At 45.8% G+C, this 21,032-nt stretch carries 14 protein-coding genes and 1 tRNA gene; 6 read left to right on the top strand and 9 right to left on the bottom strand.

The genetic code is table 11. The features are described from left to right. Positions 1–25 precede the first annotated feature (25 nt). Positions 26–5,824, top strand: a complete 5,799-nt coding sequence (locus tag M5J74_RS10625) for an ATP-binding protein (protein ID WP_250016573.1) — start codon at positions 26–28, stop codon at positions 5,822–5,824. Positions 5,825–5,874: 50 nt separating this feature from the next. Beyond that, positions 5,875–7,128 (top strand): protein-glutamate O-methyltransferase CheR, encoded by a 1,254-nt coding sequence (locus tag M5J74_RS10620; RefSeq protein WP_015154080.1) that lies wholly within the window; start codon positions 5,875–5,877, stop codon positions 7,126–7,128. A gap of 383 nt (positions 7,129–7,511) precedes the next feature. Here M5J74_RS10620 and M5J74_RS10615 read toward each other — a convergent pair whose 3' ends face one another. Together M5J74_RS10615 and M5J74_RS10610 are read right to left on the bottom strand one after the other, a co-directional pair. After that, complete coding sequence (locus tag M5J74_RS10615) at positions 7,512–8,003, bottom strand: hypothetical protein (protein WP_051033204.1); 492 nt, start codon at positions 8,001–8,003, stop codon at positions 7,512–7,514. Between the two features lie 217 nt (positions 8,004–8,220). Beyond that, a tRNA-Gly gene (locus tag M5J74_RS10610) sits at positions 8,221–8,291 on the bottom strand. 212 nt (positions 8,292–8,503) lie between these two features. Here M5J74_RS10610 and M5J74_RS10605 point away from each other — a divergent pair. Continuing rightward, the gene (locus M5J74_RS10605) at positions 8,504–9,190 is read left to right on the top strand and encodes a GNAT family N-acetyltransferase (protein WP_015154079.1); all 687 of its coding nucleotides are present in this window, start codon (positions 8,504–8,506) and stop codon (positions 9,188–9,190) included. 467 nt (positions 9,191–9,657) lie between these two features. Further along, positions 9,658–10,221: a hypothetical protein gene (locus M5J74_RS10600; protein ID WP_250016570.1), complete on the top strand. Its 564-nt coding sequence runs from the start codon at positions 9,658–9,660 to the stop codon at positions 10,219–10,221. 95 nt (positions 10,222–10,316) lie between these two features. Here M5J74_RS10600 and M5J74_RS10595 read toward each other — a convergent pair whose 3' ends face one another. The 5 genes from M5J74_RS10595 to gorA all read right to left on the bottom strand — a co-directional run bounded on the left by M5J74_RS10595 (position 10,317) and on the right by gorA (position 16,293). Further along, a complete protein-coding gene (locus M5J74_RS10595) occupies positions 10,317–11,462 on the bottom strand; it encodes a histidinol-phosphate transaminase (RefSeq protein ID WP_250016569.1) in 1,146 nt (381 codons plus the stop codon). After that, positions 11,462–12,109: a YqiA/YcfP family alpha/beta fold hydrolase gene (locus M5J74_RS10590; RefSeq protein ID WP_250016567.1), complete on the bottom strand. Its 648-nt coding sequence runs from the start codon at positions 12,107–12,109 to the stop codon at positions 11,462–11,464. The genes M5J74_RS10595 and M5J74_RS10590 overlap by 1 nt, the downstream gene beginning before the upstream one ends. Positions 12,110–12,253: 144 nt before the next feature. After that, positions 12,254–13,102, bottom strand: coding sequence for a DUF4388 domain-containing protein (locus tag M5J74_RS10585; protein WP_015154075.1), 849 nt, complete (start codon positions 13,100–13,102; stop codon positions 12,254–12,256). A 303-nt stretch (positions 13,103–13,405) separates the two neighbouring features. After that, the gene (gor, locus tag M5J74_RS10580) at positions 13,406–14,785 is read right to left on the bottom strand and encodes a glutathione-disulfide reductase (RefSeq protein WP_015154074.1); all 1,380 of its coding nucleotides are present in this window, start codon (positions 14,783–14,785) and stop codon (positions 13,406–13,408) included. A 158-nt stretch (positions 14,786–14,943) separates the two neighbouring features. Beyond that, positions 14,944–16,293, bottom strand: coding sequence for a glutathione-disulfide reductase (gene gorA, locus M5J74_RS10575; RefSeq protein WP_015154073.1), 1,350 nt, complete (start codon positions 16,291–16,293; stop codon positions 14,944–14,946). A 414-nt stretch (positions 16,294–16,707) separates the two neighbouring features. Here gorA and M5J74_RS10570 point away from each other — a divergent pair, with 414 nt between their 5' ends. Beyond that, positions 16,708–18,510 carry an ABC transporter ATP-binding protein gene (locus M5J74_RS10570; protein ID WP_015154072.1) on the top strand — a complete coding sequence of 601 codons (1,803 nt, stop codon included), beginning with the start codon at positions 16,708–16,710 and terminating at the stop codon, positions 18,508–18,510. A 92-nt stretch (positions 18,511–18,602) separates the two neighbouring features. Then, positions 18,603–18,983 (top strand): DUF2237 family protein, encoded by a 381-nt coding sequence (locus tag M5J74_RS10565; RefSeq protein ID WP_041462987.1) that lies wholly within the window; start codon positions 18,603–18,605, stop codon positions 18,981–18,983. A 16-nt stretch (positions 18,984–18,999) separates the two neighbouring features. On the opposite strand, the gene M5J74_RS10560 is transcribed toward M5J74_RS10565, so the two are convergent. Together M5J74_RS10560 and M5J74_RS10555 are read right to left on the bottom strand one after the other, a co-directional pair. Beyond that, the gene (locus tag M5J74_RS10560) at positions 19,000–19,740 is read right to left on the bottom strand and encodes a DUF4079 domain-containing protein (protein WP_015154070.1); all 741 of its coding nucleotides are present in this window, start codon (positions 19,738–19,740) and stop codon (positions 19,000–19,002) included. 206 nt (positions 19,741–19,946) lie between these two features. Then, positions 19,947–20,999: a DMT family transporter gene (locus M5J74_RS10555; protein ID WP_250016564.1), complete on the bottom strand. Its 1,053-nt coding sequence runs from the start codon at positions 20,997–20,999 to the stop codon at positions 19,947–19,949. Positions 21,000–21,032 lie beyond the last annotated feature (33 nt).

Raw genomic sequence — 21,032 nt, 5'->3', positions numbered from 1 at the left:
ACCCAACACTGTAGCAGTAAGGATAATGCAGCGATCGCGATCGGAGACAGTGACGCTAGATGATATTTTAATTACCGAGGAGATATCGCGGCGATCGCCCCGTCCCCCTAATTGGCAGGCAGAAGCTCAGGCAATGCTACCGCTGGCACGACAGATGGTGCGCGATTCGGAAAGCCTGCTGCAAACTTTGGTAGAAATCGCCCTGGAGCTATGTCAGGCGGGGACAGCAGGCGTGAGCTTGCTAGAAACGAGTGACGGGGAAGAAGTCTTTCGCTGGAGTGAATTAGCTGGAAGATTCACACACGATGGCTTGATTCCCCGCGACTTTAGCCCTTGTGGGGTTTGTGTCGATCGCGGCACACCGCAGCTTTTTTCTCATCCTGAACGGTATTTCACGTATCTTCAAGACGCGAACACCCCGATCGTTGAAGCCTTACTCTTGCCCTTGATTGCTGATGACCGTGCGATCGGCGCGATTTGGATTATGTCGCACGACGAGCAACGGCATTTTGACGCAGAAGATGTGCGGGTGATGACGAGTTTGGCAGACTTTACCGCCGCAGCCCTACTCTTGAAACAGCAACAAACGAGGGAATTACTAGCTGTCAACGCGGCTTTGGAGGTAAAAGTTGAGGAACACAGACAGGCAGAAGATCGCGCACGGGCTTTAATCTCGAATCTTCCCGGTGGGGCTGCGTTTGTCGTCGATCGCGATCTCCGCTACCTGCTTGCCGAAGGAGAAGCTTTATCCGCAGCCGGATTTAAACCCGAAGATTTCATCGGACAAACAATTTTCGAGGTGCTGCCGCCCGAATTAACGACGAATTATGAGATATTGTACCGTAAAGCTCTTGCTGGCGAGTCGTTTGAGTACGAACACAACGCTCACGAGCGATCGTATATATCGCGCGGAACACCCCTTCGTTCTGTAAACGGTGAAGTCTATGCGGTGCTGGCTGTTTCCTATGACATTAGCGATCGCAAAATTGCCGAAGCAGCGATCGCGGCAGACTTTAAAGATACACAACTGTTGCGTGACCTGAGCGCACGACTCACCACTGAAGGCGACATTCAGGTGATTTACAACGAGATTGTGGCAACGGCGATCGCCCTCACCCGCGCAGATGCCGGATCGATCCAAATTCTGGAGGTCGCGACGCAAGACCTGCTGCTGCTGGCAACTCAAGGCTTTGAGCGCGACCTGACCGATCGTTTCTATCGCGTTGATGCCAGTTCCAATACATCCTGTGGTAGAGCATTGGTAACGGGCGATCGCACCTTTGTTGATTTCGATGTGCCAGAGAGCGAAGACCCACATGGCTCGATGCGACTGCACGTTGAGGCTGGGTATCTCTCGGCACAGTCCACCCCGCTGATTGCCCGTTCGGGCAAAGCGATCGGCATGGTTTCGACTCACTGGTGCAAACACCATCGACCGAGCGATCGCGAACTACGGTTTCTCGATTTACTCGTCCGCCAAGCCGCTGACTTGCTCGAGCAGCGACAAGCCCAAGCCGCCCTGCGCGAGAGCGAAGCGCATTTCCGCGCGTTCGTCAACGCCAGCTCGGACATTGTGTATAGAATGAGCGCAGATTGGAGCGTGATGCACAACCTCGATGGCAAGCAGTTCATCGCCAGCACCACCGATCCGAAGCGCACTTGGCTTGATGAATATATTCCCGAAGATGAACAGCCGCAGGTGTGGGCTACCATTGAATCAGCCATCCAAACCAAAAGCAATTTTGAATTAGAACACCGCGTTTTTCGAGAAGACGGCACGATCGGCTGGACGTTCTCGCGTGCCATTCCGTTGCTGAATCAGCAGGGTGAAATTATTGAATGGTTCGGAGCAGCCAGTGATATCAGCGATCGCAAGCTAAGAGAAGCAGCCTTGCGCGAATCGGAAGAAAAATACCGCACGCTTTTTGATTCGATGGATGAGGGCTACATTCTCGTTGATGTGATTTTTGACGAGAATGACCAGCCAATAGACATCCTCTATTTAGAAGCAAATCCGGCGGCGGTGAAAATGATGGGAACCGAACTCGTCGGACGACGAACCCTGGAGATTAACTCCAACTTTGAATCGCATTGGTTTGAAACCTTTGGCAGAGTTGCGCGAACCGGCATTGGCGAACGCCACGAGTTTTACACCGCACCGCTTGATGTTTGGTATAACTTCTACGTTTTCAAAGTGGGTGAGCCAAACGAGACGCGAGTTGCTGCTGTTTATCAGGACGTAAGCGATCGCAAACGCCGTGAAGCGAATCTCGCTCTTCTCGCCCAAATCGCCGAAGATTCTTCTCGCCTTGCTTCCGAAGAAGCCATTATGAAAAGCACCGGTGAGCGGCTAGCAACGCATCTGCGGCTCGACGGCTTCAATTTCTCCTACGTTGACGAACGGCACGAATCGGTAACGATAAAATATAGCTGGAACGCGGCGGACGTGCCGCAACTCCTGGGAACGTTTCGCTTCGCCGAATATATGACCGAAGAGTCCACCCGCACGATGCGCGCCGGAGAAACTTGGGTCGTCTGCGACACGCAACACGATGAGCGCACTGACGCGCAAGCCACCGCCGCCATCGATGTCGCTGCGGTTATCGTCGTCCCTTATCACTGGCGGGGCGAATGGCAAGGCTGTCTGACGGTGACCTGCCGCGAGGTGCGCGAGTGGACGGTAGATGAAATCGCTTTAATCGTTGAAGTCTCGAACCGCACGTTCCCCCGCCTCGAACGCGCCCGTGCTGAAGAAGATTTGCGCGAATCGGAAGTGAAATATCGATCGCTGTTCACGTCGATCGACGAAGGCTACGCGCTGTGCGAAGTGATGTATGACGAGAACGAGAAACCCGTTGACTTGCGTTATCTGGAAGTCAATCCGGCGTTCGAGCAATTGAGCGGATTGGAAAACGCGGTGGGCAAAACGGCAGTGGAACTCAATCCCATCCTTGAATCCTTCTGGTTGGAAGCGATCGACAGAGTTATCCAGACAGGCGTTGCCACCCGCGTTGAAGATTACGCTGAAGGCTTAAACCGCTGGATAGATATTTACTTTTCGCGGGTTGGGGGTGAGGGCAGTCGCCAAATTGCCGTTGTGTTTAACGACATCACCGATCGCAAGCGAACAGAAGCACAATTGCGCCGCGCTGCTGAAATGGATGCGTTCCGGGTCAAGTTGTCGGATGCGCTGCGATCGCTCTCCGACTCTGTAGAGATACAGATGACAGCTAGTCGTGTCCTGCGCGAGCATCTCGGCGCGATTCGGATCTGCTACTTCGAGGCATTTGATCAAACAGAAGAAGTGTCTGCTACTGCTGAGGACTTAATCGCGGACGCTCCGCCCTTTGTCGGACACACTTATCGCTTCACGGACTTCGAGCCAGCAGCGATCGTGGAGGCTCGAACCGGACGCACGACTTGGCGAGACGATGTGACGACAGACGAAAGCCTGTCACTCGAACAGCAATCCGCATATGCGATGACTCAAACCCGTGCGTGGGTTCTCGCCCCGCTTGTCAAGAAAGGACGCTTCGTAGCGTGCCTAGTCGCGTATTTCAACGAACCCCATCCTTGGACTCCAGACGAGATCGCATTGTTAGAAGAAACCGCTGAGCGCACTTGGGCAGCAGTGGAACGCGCCCGCGCTGAAGCAGCGATGCGCGAATTGGAACTGCAACGGATTCGTGAGTCTGCTGTTCGCGAAGAAGAACGCCAACAAGCGGAGACCCTAGCAGAACTCGATCGCGCCAAAACAACTTTCTTCAGCAACGTCAGCCACGAATTCCGCACGCCGTTAACGCTGCTGCTGGCTCCGCTGCAAGATGCGTTGAGCGATCGCACCCACCCCCTTGCTTCCGCTCACCGCGAACGGCTGGAACTGGCGCATCGAAACGCGAATAGACTCCTAAAATTGGTTAATACCCTGCTCGACTTCTCGCGCATCGAAGTTGGACGCATGGAAGCAGTCTACGAACCGACCGATTTGGCAATGTTCACGACGGAGCTAGCCAGCGTATTCCGTTCTGCGATCGAGCGAGCAGGGCTGCGGCTAATTGTCGATTGCCCACCGTTGCCAGAACCCGTGTATGTCGATCGCGAGATGTGGGAAAAAATTGTCCTTAACCTGCTCTCCAACGCCTTAAAGTTTACCCTAGAAGGCGAAATTGCTGTTAGACTGCATCGAGCTGATGGCGAATGCGCGCAGCGCAACGGCAGAGCCGAACGCGTCCGGTTACAAATACAAGATACAGGTACAGGAATTGCGCCGGAAGAACTGCCCCATCTGTTCGAGCGATTCTACCAGGTACGAGGAGCGCAAGCACGGACACATGAAGGGTCTGGGATTGGTCTAGCCCTAGTGCATGAACTGATTCGACTGCATGTTGGCAGCGTAGACGTAAGCAGCGTCGTGGGACAGGGAACCTGCTTCACCGTCACAATTCCTTTAGGCACAGCTCACCTATCTAGCGATCGCCTACGACTCGACGTAGGCGATTCTCCTTCGGAGACGCTTCGCGAACGTAACACAACACAACGCACTCAGGCATCAACCGCGATCGGTGCTGCCTCCTATGTTGAAGAGGCAGAGCGTTGGCTACCAGCAGATTCAGCTCCCCCCCAGCCACCCGATCTTCGGGGAGAAAATATAGTGAAAGTCCCCCTTGCCAAGGGGAATTTAGGGGAATCTCTGGGGTTACAGACAGATGCTACATTCCCTTCTGCTCGCATTCTCCTGGTCGATGACAATGCCGATATGCGCGATTACCTGACAAGAATACTAAGCGAATACGTCCAAGTCGAAGCAGTTGCGGATGGAGCAACGGCGCTGGCGGCGGTTCAAGAACGAGCGCCAAATCTGGTGCTGAGCGATGTGATGATGCCAGGACTAGACGGCTTTGCATTGCTAAAAGCATTGCGTGCCGACCCACCAACCAGAGAGATTCCCATCATTCTGCTTTCTGCCCGTGCCGGAGAAGAATCGATCGTAGAAGGGTTGGAAGCGGGAGCGGACGATTATCTGATCAAGCCCTTCTCTGCTGCTGAATTAGTGTCTCGCGTGAATGCCCATCTCCAGATGGCGCAACTACGGGGAGAAGCACTCCGCCAGGAAAGAACCACCAGCCGTAGAAAAGATGAGTTGTTGTCAACCGTTTCCCACGAACTGAATACTCCCTTGGTTGCCATTCTCGGTTGGACGCGGTTGTTGCGCGGCTCACCACCCAGTCAATCTATGTTAATGAAATCGCTAGAGACGATCGAGCGTAATGCCACGCTGCAAGCCAAACTGATTCAGGACTTGCTGGATATTTCCCGCATTACAGCAGGTAAAGTGCGTTTGAGTCTTCAGCCTGTCGAACTGCAATCGGTAATTGAAAACGCGATCGCAGCAGTCAAGACTGCTGCGATCGCCAAAGACATTCATTTACAGTGGCAACCAACCGACCGCAATCCGAGTGTTACTGTTTTGGGCGATCGCGATCGCCTGCAACAAACGATCTGTAATCTCCTGACTAATGCCATTAAATTCACTCCAGAATCAGGCAGCATCACTGTTCAATTGGTAGTGAAGGAGAGTTGGGAATCAAAAGTAGCCGAGATCGGGATTACAGACACGGGTATTGGCATTGCTACTGATTTTCTTCCCCATGTGTTCGATCGCTTCCGTCAAGCCGAAGGAGCAGATTCAGCTAAGGGATTGGGACTGGGGTTAGCGATCGCTCGTCACCTAGTCGAACTCCACAATGGCACGATCCATGCCGAAAGTTCTGGAGCGGGGCTTGGCGCAACCTTTACCGTCAAGCTACCGATTTTACAAGAGTGATAAATTCTTTGTTATAAGCTGAAGTTGGAGGATAAATCTCAAACCTTTCGATGAATCTGCTCCCAGCCGAGCCAGAATTTGAAGCCTTATTAGACTACCTCAAGCACAATCGCGGCTGTGACTTGACGGGCTATAAACGCTCTAGTTTGGTGCGGCGATTTCGGCAGCGAATGCAGAGCATCAACATTGGTAGCTATCAAGACTACTTACAGTATTTGCAAAGCCACGACTCTGAGTGGAGGGCGCTGTTAGATACCGTTCTGATTAATGTCACTAGTTTCTTTCGCGATCGCGACGCTTGGGACTACTTAGCAAGCAACATCATCCCCAAAATCATCGCCAGCGTTCAGCCTGATGAACCAATTCGAGTTTGGAGTGCGGGTTGTGCTGCTGGACAGGAAGTGTATAGCCTACTGATGTTGTTTGCCGAAGCTTTAGGGATCGAAGCTTGTTTGCAGCGAGTCCAATTTTATGCCACAGACGTGGATGAAGCTGCGATTGGACAAGCGCGTCTTGCCACTTATGACTCCAAACAAGTTACATCAATTCCTCCCCAACTGCTGGAGAAATACTTTGAGCCAACTCTTGATGGTTATGTGTTTCACCGACAAATGCGCCGCCAGATCGTCTTCGGTCATCACCACCTGGCTAAAAATGCGCCGATGTCCAAAATCGATCTCTTATCGTGTCGTAATGTACTAATCTATTTCACCCCAGAGACACAAGCATCGATCTTTGTTCGCTTCCACTTTGCGCTGAAAAACACTGGTTTTCTCTTCCTGGGTAATTCAGAAACATTAGTCAACCACAGACAAATTTTTACGTCTATCAGTTTAAAGCATCACGTTTATGCAAAAGGGCTAAATCTGGAACTGAATGACCACCTATTAATTAACCCCAAATCTAGTAAAGAGCAAGTCATTGATACAACGACCAGCCAAATTCAATTTTGGCAAACTGCTTACGAAACAAGTCATGAGGCTCAACTAGCAGTAGACAATCGTGGTTGTCTAGTCGCTTCCAACAACCAGGCAAATATCCTATTCGGATTAACCTTAAACGATTGGCATCGTCCCTTTGAAGAACTCGAACCTGGAAAGTTGCTGGGTTCTCAGACTTCGCTTCAAACATTTTATCGGAATCGTCGTCGAGTCACTTTGAAAAACATCGAGTGGAACACTTCAAAAGGTACAAGTTACTTTGATATTTACATCGTTCCCGTTTTCAGTCAAAAACAGCATTTGCTCGGAGTCAATTTGACATTTATCAATACTGGCTCGTTAACAACTAGCTCAAGAGGTTGAAAAATAAAAAAAGGAAATACCCCATAAAACAGTGAAGTGGCTCTCAATGGTTAGACAATTTGAGGGGATAGTTAAGCTCTAACCCAATGGTAAGCACTCGCTCCATCAAACAAGTTCAAGAGATTTCAAACTTTTCCAATAAACAGTATTAGGAGTTTGATAATCTAATGCTTGATAAAATCTTCGATCGTTATACCAATAAAATCATTTTTTGACCTCAAATTTTAAATGTTTTCCATCACGAAAATCCAACAAGTAAATTAATTCATACTTGAGCAAGCGCCATAAACGTTCAATAAATATATGCTCATGACATCTTCCTCTGCCATCCATACTAATTTTGACATCAACTGCTTTCAAGCATTGGGTAAAGTCAATTTACTTCAATTGACTACCTTGGTCGCCTCGATGATTGCCTGCTCGAAACTGATAGACCTAAAATCATTGCTAACGTGTTTCCATTGAAGTGCGATCGCTTCACTGGGACGGCAACCAGTCAGAAACAAAAACTCAAGATATGTTTTGTCATGACTGTGCTTAAAAGCTGAATGCTTTTTACAGAAAGTGTTATTGGCGATCGCATCAATGATGGTATCCCGTTCTATCACTGCGAACGGGTAAATGTCTTCGTCTTCCGTACTCTGCTGAGATTTTGGTGGTTTAATTTCACTTGCCATCCCAATAAATGGATTTTCAGAAATCAAACCCGACTGCATCGCCCATTTACAGCAGGCATTGAGTCTAACGAGAAACCGCTTACATGACTCAATCGGAAATGTTTTGAGCGCATAATCTCTAATCTCACTAGCTTTGCTGAGATCGCGAGTAGGTAGTTTGTATAGATACGTTGTAAATTGTCCGTAAGCAAAGAGCATTGTATTTTCCGAGCATTGTGGGCTTTTATACTCCACGAACGATTTGATTTGCTCTCATCTGCACTAGCAAGCGTGTTGCTGGCGTATCAACGCCAATAATTTACCCCAACTTTACCCCAATTTTTAACACGAACTTAGAACTTTTGTACTATTTTCTCGCATAGCATGAAACTGCAAAACCCCTGAAGCTCAACGATTTCAGGGGTTTTAATCAAAAAGCGGGCAGCGAGAATCGAACTCGCATCAATAGCTTGGAAGGCTATGGTTTTACCACTAAACTATGCCCGCACGCCGTTGACGATACAAGATGTCGCTACTGGACAACTCAATTAGAATAACATAGATTTTATTGAGTTTGCACGCAGTTACTCAGCAATCGGGAAGTAGGGAGTGGTGAAGTGGCTAGCGCTCGTGACTTTTTGTGCTGACCTCTGATTTCCGAGCGGTCTTCCATAAGCTATTCTGGTCTTAGCTGTAGCGATCGTTTAGGATATTTGGCAGTGGGCAGCTTATATGTTTCAAAATCTTCCTCTTTGACTCCATCTAATTTTCAAGTGCCGACATCGCAACCAGGCGATCGCAACTTCCACTGGCAAGTTCGTCCTGCCAGACTGGAAGATGTGTCAAGTGTGGCAGAAGTTCTAGCAGACAGTTTTCACTCTCGCGAAGGATTTTTTGGTTGGACTTACCCGTTGTTGAGAGTGGGTATTTATGAAGACATTCGCCATCGCATTCATGCTACTGCCCCGCATCACGTCTGTCTAGTCGCAGTGGAAAAAACTGCACAAAACGAAAATACAGGTATGTATTCCCATGACAGTACGTTGGGTATAGCTGGAACAGTAGAACTGGCATTACGTACAATCCCGCTTGGAACCACTTGCAGCTTTACTTCCTATCGCCAAGGCTATCAATATCCCTATCTTTCAAATCTAGCGGTTCATACAACTCGTCGCCGCCAAGGAATAGCCGGGAAATTACTGCTTAGCTGCGAACAAGTTGCTAAATCTTGGGGTTTTGACGATCTATTTCTCCATGTCTTAGAAAATAATCATCAAGCACGACAACTCTATCTAAAATTGGGATATCAGTTAGAACAAATTGATACAAGTTGGAGTCATTGGCTATTTAAACAACCTCGGCAGATGCTATTACACAAGCACCTCAAATCCAGCAATAGTAATTGAATGCGATTTTGGTACTGACAGCTAGATCGAAAACTTGACACTGGAATGACGATCTCTGACCTTGAGCGGTGCAAAGCTGTCTATCCCTTTCAGGTCGCTCTATCGATCCCACCGCTAGCAAAAAGGATACAAATTGTAACTGCTGCCAAATAATTAAGTAAAAGTTAAAATATTCAACCAATACGGTATTAATTATTGCTTAAATAGATATTAGCCTCTTCTCAGCCTATAAGATTTATGAATTTAATCTTTATTAAGGCTTTAAACTTACCTCATAGTTACTTTATATCAGCCTTTGCTAGATCAAATAGAATATGAAGCAAAATGGGTAACCAAAGACAAAAATCGCGTTTTTGTTTGCTCTGTCGTCATGTTTTAGATTGAAGGGAAGGCAAAGCAGTTGGATTTGACTCCTAGCTACTCTTTATACTTACAAACCCACAGAAAACTTATCTTGAGTAGGAAAAATGGATAGTAGAATCCAATCGTATTACCAACCTGCTCTACTACTAGCCCAAACCCCTTGTAGCAGTATCGGCATTACCGATTCCTGTGGTTCTAGCAGCATGACACATATTAACGAAAGTCAGAATGCTTCAGAAATTCTACAGCTGCTGCACAACGGGCAAGTACTGATGGTCAACAGTCGCCGCAGAAATGGCTTGATCGTGATCAAGCGCTTTCATGCAGAATTTGCCGGACCTGGAGCCGCAGTGGGGGGTTTTTACGATCGCGATTGTCAAGCAGCAATACCAGTCGGGAATCTTTCTTTAGTTACGCCTGAATCCCATGAAGACTGTCAGAAAGCTTACTTAATCCGACGGCAGTGGATTCGGTTGATGAAGCAAATTACCGAGAAGACAGTTCCCCAGCAACGAGTGCAAAAAATTCTCGAACAATTTGAACAGTATTTTGACACGGAAACTGTAAATCGTGTTTCAGACGAGGCTTTTGCCCTGCTAGTTGGCATTCTGCCCCAAACTGTTGCTATGGTACGCCGACCGAGTATCATTGAGCGCCGCCGAATTTAGGATGCGGAGTTGAGGGGTTAAGACAAGACAAGGGAGACAAGGGAGACAAGGGAGACAAGGGAGACAAGCGGGACAAGGAAGCAATTCTGGTTCCATCAGCCACTCAGAACTGATAAAAGTCTCTCTAAAGTACGAGCATTTTCCTCTGGTGTGCCGATAGTAATTCGCAAGCCGTTGCTAATCTGTCTGACTAACGTACCGCTAGCTTGTAACTGTTGATGTAACTTGTTAAGGGAATCGCTTTCTAGGGCGATCGCATCCTGCTGTAACTGAATAAAAATAAAATTAGCCATACTTGGATAGACTTTGAACTGAGGGCAAGCGGTTAAAGCCTGCATTAACTTGCTTCTTTCAGATAAAATTTGGGGAATTGCGGTCAATAAGGTGTGACGATACTGAAGAGCAATCGCGGCTGCTGCTTGAGAATATGTAGGTAAATTATAAGGGAGACGAATTTTTTCCAAAGTCATAATTAATTCTGGATGCCCGATCGCATAGCCTACCCGATGTGCTGCCAAGCGAAAAGCTTTGGAAAATGTCCGCAGTACAATCCAATTCGAGCGGTGCAATAATTCGCTGGCAACAGTTGTTTGACTAAACTCGAAATAAGCTTCGTCAATGACGACTAAAATCTCCTGTGGCAAACTACGCAACCACTCCAATTCCGCTGTAGTTAAAGCATTAGCTGTAGGTGAATTGGGATGGACGACAAACACAACGCGGATGGGAGGATTTTGCTCGTTCGCGATCGCCAATTTTGCCGCAGTTAGATCGATCTCGAAGTTGTCGGGGTTTCGCGCCACAGCGATCGCAGGAATACCCAAAGTTTGAGCTAAAATTCCATACATCGAAAACGTAGGATTGGCAACTAAAATCGCTCCTTCTCCCTGCAAGCAAGTTGCAATCAACAAAGAACGAATCAGTTCGTCCGAACCATTACCGACAGAAATATTGGCGCTGGTAAAACCAGCATCAGCTAGTACCGCTGACTCATTGACATATTGGGCGATCGCGCTTTTGAGCTGAGCGTGTTCTCCATCAGGATAGCGGTTGCTCTCTAGTGCGTGCTGATACATCCAGGCAAGCTTTTCTTTCAACTCCTGGGGTAGATCGAACGGACTTTCATTTGTATCTAAGCGATCGAGCGCAATTGACGACTCAACAGCTTTTCCAGATGGACTATTGGGATGGGGTTTGTAAGCTGTGAACCGAGCCAGGTCTGAGCGGATGAATGGCAGCATTACTTGCCTGATAACTGACAGAAAGCTTTAATTATATCCCAAATCTCAGGCAGGACATTAGCTAAAGCGTGGTCGCTATCTAGCTCAATTAATTGTACCCAAGGGCGGTGACGCGCAAAATCACGGCTGGATTGCACTGGAATCACTTCATCGTGAATTCCGTGAAGAATAAGAGTGGGGAGAGGGCGGGATAGTTCTGTTTCTCGATACTGGGCGGCATCGAGGACGAAATTATAATCTAGGGGTAGCAAGCAGTTTTCGCCGTAGTGATAGGTCTGTAGATACCTATCTGTCTGCCATTGCTGAAGCTGTGCCGTGCCTAATCGCGGCAGCCAGTGGGTGAGAAATTCAAATGCAGGTGCGAGTAATACTAACCGTTGAATTTGTTGGTAATTCTGCCCCAACCAAGCTGCGGTTAGCCCACCTAAACTAGAACCAACAACTGTGACAGATGTAGGAAGTGGTGGTAACAGAGTACCAACTTGATGTAACTGCCGCGTGATTGTTAAATGTGAAAAATCGCCCTGATTGAGATCGGGAACGCATAAAGATAGACCGATTTGGGCAAAGCGATCGCATAGATAGACAGCCTTAGCTGACTGAGGGCTAGAGGCAAAACCATGTAAATAAATGAATTTGCTGCTCAAGTGTCAATTTGTTGTTCAAGCGGTTGACAGTTGACAGTTAATATGCTGTTCGCAGATAACTAACAAAACATGAATCTTCTTACCCATAAATTTAACGCTTTAACGTTAATAAATTCATCTTGACAAATGCATGTTGAACCAGCATCAGACAATTTTAGTATTGAGTAAGTTGACTAAATTCTTGACTAGCGAAGGATTAGCTACCGCAGCACCATTCGCTCCTACACCGCTCTCAGTCACTATTTCTTCAGTTGTCTCCCCAGACATGAGAGAGGTAGAGACAGAGCCTAATAACCCAACGACCTTCATCCGAAAAGCGATTTGTTGGATGGATTCTAATGGTTGTTGCAACTGCTTGGCGATCGCTTCAATTGAAGTTTTACCATTAACGAGTTCCCATACTTGCCTTTCTTGGGCATCGAGTTGGAATCGTGGCTTAGCAACAACATTCTTATTTAAAATGTCAGATGGGGTTGGCAGTTTTGCCGTAAATGGCTTCCAGTCTCGCAATACCCGCAAACCTAATAAAGTTGCCTCTGCTACTGGTAAGCTCAAACCCGTCATTTCGATTTTCGGTAAAGTCGCTTGCGAATTAAAGCTAAAATGACCCCGCGATAATTTAAATAAAGCGCAGACAGGCTGAATGACTTGAGCGTGAAACAAAACCTGTAATTGTTCGGCATTCAACTGTCCATTGGTTTTCAACTCAACTCCCAGAGGATGTTCTATGCCATTTGGCTCAGACAAGATATTGAGTAATTCTGGTGCAATCCAGCCCCGCTTATCGATCATTGAGAGCAAGTGCTGGTTATCGAGTTGCTCGACTATTGCAACAATACCACCTGCTTGAAACCAGAGATAGCAGCTTTTTCCTAGTTGAGAGTCGTCACTTGGTTCAGGCTGAAGCGAGAGCAAGCCCGTTTGGTGAAATTGCTCGATGAAATGAAAAATATTCAGTAAGGAAAATTCTAATAATTGTCCGGTAATTTCCATAATTGGCTGTTCTCGATTTGATTCCCACCCTTGCCAAGTCTTGTGATGTTATTTACATCTTCACTGCTATGAATGCTGCTAGATAAAAAGAGCTAAAACTTTTATCTAAAAATAGTACAAGCCATTTATAACAACTGTAGTTGTCGAAAATATCCGTGAAATTATTGATATTTGCGATCGCGCTTGGCAGGCTTACGCAGATTGTCCACAATAATATGGCAAAAAAAACAAGCTAGCCGTAATGTGACTAGCTACGAATAAAAGTAGAAATGAATTCGACGGAAACAGGGAGTAGTCTTACCATCAACGCATAGTGACGAATTCTTCAGCGGTAGAAGGATGAATGCCAACAGTAGCATCGAAATCTTTTTTGGTTGCGCCCATAGTTACGGCGATCGCCACTCCTTGAATAATTTCCGCCGAGTATTCTCCTACCATATGCGCTCCCAAGACTCGTTCGGTCTGAGCATCGACAACTAATTTCATCAGCGTCTTATCAGCAGCACCAGTCAAGCTGTGAAATAGGGGACGAAAACGGGCGCGATAGATTTTGACTCCATCTTCACTCAGTTGGGCGATCGCGTCATCTTCTGTCATGCCGACAGTGGCGGCTTCGGGAGTAGAAAATACGGCTGAAGCGACGATTTCATGGTTAAAAGCGCGGCGTAGATTACCAAATTCTGTATCCGCGAAAGCACGACCTTCACCAATGGCGACAGGAGTGAGGTTAATCCGGTCGGTACAATCACCGACAGCAAAGATGTGTGGTTGGGAAGTTTGACTAAATTCGTTCACCGCGATCGCCTTAGTGGTACTGTAGCCTGGACCTTCTAGGGAACTGGGAACTAAATCTATACCTGCATTTTCTAAGCCAAGTCCTTCAACATAAGGAGTACGACCAGTTGCAGCTAAAACCACATCGGCAACAACTGGTTCTCGATCTTGGTCAGAGAGTGTTAGCTTTAATCCTTTGGGGACGCGATCGATCGCCTTGACAACATTATCAGTGATGACTTGAATTCCGTGATGAATCATGCCTTGCTGAATTTCATTACGGATGTCGCGATCGAATCCTCGTAAAATCAAATCTTTGCGAATAATTTGGGTAACTTCGCAACCCAGACCGCGCATAATACAGGCAAATTCCACCCCAATGTAACCAGCTCCAATAATCGCTATGTGTTTGGGTTTTTCGGGCAGGTGAAACATTTCATTCGAGGTAATGACATGTTCCATACCCGGAATGTCTGGTTTAATCGGACGACCGCCAACGGCAATTAAGATTTTTTCAGCCGTGACTTTGCGCCCATCTACTTCGATCGTGTGGGGATCTATCAAAGCGGCGCGACTGGGAATTAACTCGACTCCAGCTTTTGCTAAAAAGTTGATATGCAACTGAGAAAGACGGTTCACTTCGTTATCAATAACAGTGATGAAGTGTTGCCAATCTAAACTCGTCTCGCCAACGTGCCAACCATAACCCGCAGCATCGTGAAACAAAGCCGGAAAGCGAGAACCGTAAACCATGAGTTTTTTCGGAATACAGCCTCGGACGACACAAGTACCACCAACGAGACTTTCTTCTGCGATCGCTACTTTTGCACCGTAGCTAGCTGCCCGTTTAGAAGCTGCTAGCCCTCCAGATCCAGCGCCAATAACAAATAAATCGTAGTCGAATGTCATGAGTCAATATGTTCCTATGGTAGTTGGTAGTTGGTAGTTGGCAGTTGGTAGAAAAATTATCTATCACCTATCAACTGATTTGGTCGCGATCTTCAAGTTTGTGGTGAGATATGTTGGAATAGGAGGGGATTTAACAGGCGTACTGTACGGGTTTAAATTTAATCTAACAAGAAGAATTCCTCTCCGGTGGTTGGATGGATGCCAAGGTTTGCGTCAATATCTTGTTTAGCAATGCCTTTTTGGATCGCAACTGCCAGACTTTGAATAATCTCAGCAGCATTTTCGCCTACCATATGAGCGCCTAACACGCGATCGCTGCGCCGATCTACTACTAATTTCATCATCGCTTGCTCGGAGCGATCTGTCATGCTGTAAAACAGGGGTTCAAATTGGGTGCGGTAGCATTGCACGGCATCGCCGAATTTTTCCCGTGCTTGCGCTTCTGTCAATCCTACAGCAGCAGCTTCAGGACGGGCAACGACAGCGGTAGGAACGAGAGTGTAATCAATTTGTGGCGATTGCTGGTCAAAAATTGTTCGCGCTACTGCCCGACCTTCTGTTCGGGCAACTGGAGTCAATTGCTTGCGATTGGTACAATCACCTACAGCAAAGATATGCGCTTGGTTCGTGCGACTATAAGCATCAACCGCGATCGCGCCTTTTTCATCCAATTCTACCCCAGCATTTTCTAAACCTAGATTTTCAGTGTTGGGGCTTCTGCCTGTGGCAAAGAGTACGGTGTCGGCTGTGACGATCTGAGGATCGTTGCCTTCTAAAACAACCTGCAATCCTGTAGCATCTTGTTTGATTTCTTTTGCCGTTGTGTTGCCGAGAAATTGAATTCCTCTTTGACTCAATCCCTGCTGTACGGCAGTACGAACATCGTCATCAAATCCCGATAAAATTGTTTGATCGCGATCCATTAATGTCACTTCAACGCCGAAGGCATTCATCATGCTAGAGAACTCCACGCCAATATATCCGCCACCAACAATTGCTAAACGTTGTGGTAGTTGAGGAAGTTCAAACATTTGACGGGATGTAATTGCATATTCGATCCCTGGAATTTTTGATGGTTTAATGGATTTGCCACCCACGGCAACGATAATTTTGTCAGCCGTGACTTTGCGTCCGTCGATTTTTACGGTGTGTGGATCGATAAAAGTTGCTTGACCTCGAATGACATCAATTCCTGCCTGTTGAAACTTGTTTAAAAAAGACTGGCGGCGCTGTTCGAGCTGTTGATGGACGGAGGCGATAAAATACGACCAGTCAAACTGACGATCGCATTTACTCCAGCCGTAACTTGCAGCTGCGCGATCGTGTAAGGCAAAATCAGCAGCGTAGACGATAAACTTTTTAGGGATACAACCACGATTGACACAAGTACCACCAACTGCCTCTCGTTCGGCAATTCCAACGCGGACATCGTAAGTTTTAGCTTGTCTTGCAGCGGCTACTCCCCCAGGACCAGCGCCAATGATAAACAAGTCATAATCGAAAGCCATAGTGAATTTGAGGAAAAATTTAAGCACAAAGCTCTAAACTTATCGGATTCTCTGTTTTATTTCCTCTCTCTGCGGTCTGCTTTTTCTTCCGCTACCCGCATGACAGATTTGCCACAACCGTAGTTACAAGCGGTAGAAACAGCAATTGCTCAACTATCAAGCGATCGCATCTCTCATATCTTATCCCACGAACCCCTGTGGAGTCTAAGTAGCGATCGCCTAAAATCTCGGTATAACAGTAAAGTGACTTTTCGGCATATTTAAGCATTTTTACGTAAACTCACTATTTTGATATATTTGTTTTTACATAAACCAAACAAAATTTAAAGATTGAGTAAAATTACAAATTGTTGAGTAGCCTTTTTAACTTACTTAAACTACGATTGTGGCTGACTATAGCTAACTTATCTCTACATGATCGGCTACTTATCTAAGTTTTTTTATATCCTTGCAGGCAAGAGAAGACAACTATTTTTCCTAATATTCTTCTTTCTCTTGACTTCTCTGATGGAAGCAATAGGAATTGGACTAGTTGGACCATTTATTGCCTTGGCAAGTAATCCGCAGGCAATCTATCAAAATTCCTGGCTGCATTGGTTTTATACTCAGTCTGGATTTCAAAACGACAAACAATTTTTATATTTACTGAGTGCAGCAACTATCGGAATTTTATACTTCAAGTCTGTCCTAAGCTTTTACGGTCAGAAATATGTGTTCAAATTTTCCTTCAAGCAGCAAGGTGAACTCTCAGCCAAGTTACTCCACTCCTATTTAGCAGCACCCTACACTTTTCATTTGAATCGCAATTCAGCCTTATTAATTCAGAATGTTATCAACGAAACCGATAAATTCTGCACTCATTTTATGCTGCCTTTCCTTACATCTTTAGCCAATATCACTGTGATATTGGCTTTGATTTTTTTGCTATCAAAAACAAACTTAATAGCAACACTAAGCGTAGCAGCAATTCTTTTACCAGCCTTTGGGTTAATTTACTTTTTTAGATATAAAATTTCGCAATGGGGACAAGAAGCTTCGGAATCTAATACAGAAATGATTCGGATTATCAATCATGGACTAGGAGGACTAAAAGAGACACGCATTATTGGCTGTGAATCTTATTTTGAGAATCAAATGAAAGCCCAGATTGATAAATTTGCTTTTGCACTTAGCTCCTTTCAAGCATTCTCAATTTTACCGCGCATCTTACTAGAAGCTATTCTAGTAACTTTTTTAGTTGGATTTACAATTATATTTTTACTGTCCAATCAGAATGCAGAAAACTTAACTTCTGTTTTGGGTGTGTTTGCAATGGCTTCAATTCGCCTGCTGCCATCAGTAAGTAATACAATCTATGCTTTTGGCATCATGAGAAATAGTACTTATTCAGTTGATAAAGTTTATTACGATTTAAAAGAAATAGAAAATCTAGAAGTCGAGCGGGGTCAAAAAATACTAGACGAGCGAAGCTTACGTAAGTTATTTGATTCAAAAAGCTATAGCAAATGCTGTCTGCCATTCGAGCAAGAAATTATTTTAGACAAAATTACTTATCGCTATCCTAGCGCCACAGAAACCAATCTCAAAGAAATTTCTTTACACATCAAGAAAGGTCAGTCTATTGGGATAATTGGTAAATCTGGAGCAGGTAAGACAACATTAATTGATGTCATCTTGGGACTTTTAGCACCGGAAACAGGAAATATTAGAGTTGATGGTAAAACAATTTACAACGATCTGCGCTCCTGGCAAAATTTAATTGGCTACATTCCGCAATCTATTTTTCTGATAGACGACACAATTGAGAAAAATATTACTTTTGGTGTTCCAGACGATCTGATTGACAAGCCAAGATTAGAGAAAGCCATTCAGTCGGCTCAGTTAGAGGAATTGATCGAGCAACTTCCCGATGGAATCAATACAGTTGTTGGCGAACGGGGAGTACGCCTCTCGGGAGGACAACGCCAGCGAATCGGAATTGCTCGCGTCCTCTATCACGAACGGGAGATTTTGGTGCTAGATGAAGCGACTGCTGCACTGGATAACGAAACTGAAAGTCTTGTCAGCGAGGCTATTCGCTCTCTCAGCGGGACTAAAACCATGATTATCATAGCTCACCGTCTTTCTACTCTCGAACATTGCGATCGCGTCTACTCGATTGAAAAAGGTCGAGTCGTTAAATCGGGTAGTTATCAAGAAGTTGTTGCGTGCGTGTAGATTCTGAAAAGAGCTAGCGATCGAGCATTTGTCTTAAAATAGGAGATCTTTATAAAGCAAATTAAAGAGAGACTTTTGGAGAGATGACGATCGTGGCACAGGCTAGAAATGTTCTCGGTAGCGAACTGAAAACTTGTTGCAGCGCTCCTATGACTGGGTATTACCGCGACGGTAAATGTAATACTGGTGCAGGCGATTATGGAGCGCATGTCGTTTGCGCAGAACTAACGGCAGATTTCTTGAATTTTACCAAGTCGCGGGGAAACGATCTCAGCACACCCGTACCTGAGTTTAACTTTCCTGGCTTAAAACCAGGCGATCGCTGGTGCTTGTGCGCTTCTCGTTGGAAAGAAGCTCTAGATGCTGGTGTCGCACCGCCCATAATTTTACAGTCAACTCACGCATCGGCACTAGAATACGTTTCTCTGAGCGAACTCAGGCAACACGCTCTCGATCGCGATACAACTGAATAAAACGTCAATCTATTCTCTACTCTTTTGCAGTGCGCCACTCACCAGTCATAGAAGTTGGGGTAGGACAAGTCTTTTGATTAAAATCACACTTGTAGATGAATGGTTCCTGCCAGTGTAAAGGAATTTCTAGTAAGTCCCGCACCCCAGTCATTCCCTGTCCGACAAAGAGTAATAGGGCGATCGAATTTAAAATAGCATGGACGATCCGCCAGCGATGGGAGCGATCCTGATAGATATCTTGCATAATCGCTAAGGAAAAAATCATCAGCATTGCTGCCGTCAATCCGATATAGAAATGAGATACAAACCATTCGTTATCACGACGGAAGACACCTTCTTGGAAACCCAGAATCACTAAACCCATTCCTGTCAAAGTGGCAAACACTCCCCGCCAAAGTTTTTGTTTGGCTTGATAAAGCAACACCAAAGAGGCGATGGTTGCACCAAACATCAAGGTGATAAAGATAACTTGAAAAGGGTTTTTACTCCAGACTTGGTTAGTTGCAATGTGGTAAAAAATGGGACGGGCAAGCCCTACAAGTGCTAATCCTACTACGCCTCCAGCCAACCACTTGCCAAATTTATTATGTTCCACGCCAACTGTCGGGGGAATTTTACTTTTCTCACCCCCTTTAGCTTGCAATCGGCGCTGGCGTGTCTGCCATGCGAAGTTAGCCACGATCCCAATCAAAGGGAAGATGAAAGTAACGGCGATCGCGGGATGCAAAAGTCTCCAAGCATCGAGTAAGTCTACCATACAAAACCTCTGCAACAATAATGGGTTTAATCTGCTAGTCCACTAAATTACGTAAATTTCAATTTATCTGGATGCTGGTGGCAACAGGCAATGAGTTAAATTTACAACAACCTTCTCTAAATCAGAAGTACGCAGATGGTTGCTAGTTACCACCCCCTCAGTTGTGCGATCGCTTCAAGAATTCGACGTTCTCAGCCAGCATTGACTTATATCCCTTTAAATCCCATATTACTTTCGATTTCTTGCTGTTTTTGAATCGAAGCGTTCCGTGTAGCAGCACGAATTGATGCTTTTTGCCGGATGCCGATTTGACTTAGAAAAACTCCCATAACTATGACACTGCCACCCATATACTGCGCCAGTGTTGGAACTTCTCCTAAAATGAAATAAGCTGCGAGAATCCCTGCAATGGGAGTAAAAGAGCTGACTAAAGAAGCTTCAGATATAGAGGTAGCTCTTAAACCAGCAATCCAGAAAGTCTGACCGAGTACGACAATAATAGAACCATAAACTAACATCCATTCCCACAAGAAAGGAGAAAATACATCCATAAAATGTCCTCTGCCGTAGAGTAGTAAAGCAGCGAAAAAGAAAATAACTGTTCCCCAAGCGGTGCGAAAAATGCTGTAAATTCCTAAAGAAACCCGAGAGAGGGTTAGCTTACCAAGAATTGTGGCTGTTGCTAAAGCTACGGCAGCAGCAATAGTGAAAATTTCACCCATGCCTAGCATTAAGCTTATATTATTTACTCCTTGTAGAATTGGAAACAAAAAAATAATCGAAATTACTCCCGTAAAGGCAATAGATGCACCCAAAATTTCCCAAAAATTAACTCTTTCAGACAATAGCCAGATAGACAATAGCAAAGTTAAGGGTGGCTCTAATCTTCCCAAAAACACTACAGTATTGACATTAGTAACAGCTAGTGCCTGAAAAATTAAACTCGGCGCGATCGCTCCTGCTAAAGTTGATACGACTATCAATCCCAACCACTCTCGTCGAGAAAGTCGCTTTAACATAGCTGGTTGGATTTGCCGTCGATAAATAATTAGCAGTACCAACAAAGCGCAGAGATTGCCAACAAATAAAACATTGCACAGAGAAATGGGATTGCGATCGTTCTGAAAATGTCTCGCACCAATTTCGGTCAGCTTGCGCGTGACTGAGTTAGCTGCACCAAAAATAGAAATAGCTAGCCATAGATAAATCTGTGGCTTAACTTTAAAAAGTAATAATCGGCATATCCCAATCTGTAACAAAGCTTTTCCTCATGCGATCGCGACTAGAATGAC

This window comes from Chroococcidiopsis sp. CCNUC1 (assembly GCF_023546805.1).
Lineage (GTDB): Bacteria > Cyanobacteriota > Cyanobacteriia > Cyanobacteriales > Chroococcidiopsidaceae > Chroococcidiopsis > Chroococcidiopsis thermalis.
This window is presented reverse-complemented; position numbering and strand designations above follow the sequence as displayed.

Coding starts and splice junctions, on each gene's coding strand:
- M5J74_RS10625 (WP_250016573.1), top strand. CDS start 26: ATGCAGCGATCGCGATCGGAGACAGTGACGCTAGATGATATTTTAATT.
- M5J74_RS10620 (WP_015154080.1), top strand. CDS start 5,875: ATGAATCTGCTCCCAGCCGAGCCAGAATTTGAAGCCTTATTAGACTAC.
- M5J74_RS10615 (WP_051033204.1), bottom strand. CDS start 8,003: ATGCTCTTTGCTTACGGACAATTTACAACGTATCTATACAAACTACCT.
- M5J74_RS10600 (WP_250016570.1), top strand. CDS start 9,658: ATGGATAGTAGAATCCAATCGTATTACCAACCTGCTCTACTACTAGCC.
- M5J74_RS10595 (WP_250016569.1), bottom strand. CDS start 11,462: ATGCTGCCATTCATCCGCTCAGACCTGGCTCGGTTCACAGCTTACAAA.
- M5J74_RS10585 (WP_015154075.1), bottom strand. CDS start 13,102: ATGGAAATTACCGGACAATTATTAGAATTTTCCTTACTGAATATTTTT.
- gor (WP_015154074.1), bottom strand. CDS start 14,785: ATGACATTCGACTACGATTTATTTGTTATTGGCGCTGGATCTGGAGGG.
- gorA (WP_015154073.1), bottom strand. CDS start 16,293: ATGGCTTTCGATTATGACTTGTTTATCATTGGCGCTGGTCCTGGGGGA.
- M5J74_RS10570 (WP_015154072.1), top strand. CDS start 16,708: ATGATCGGCTACTTATCTAAGTTTTTTTATATCCTTGCAGGCAAGAGA.
- M5J74_RS10560 (WP_015154070.1), bottom strand. CDS start 19,740: ATGGTAGACTTACTCGATGCTTGGAGACTTTTGCATCCCGCGATCGCC.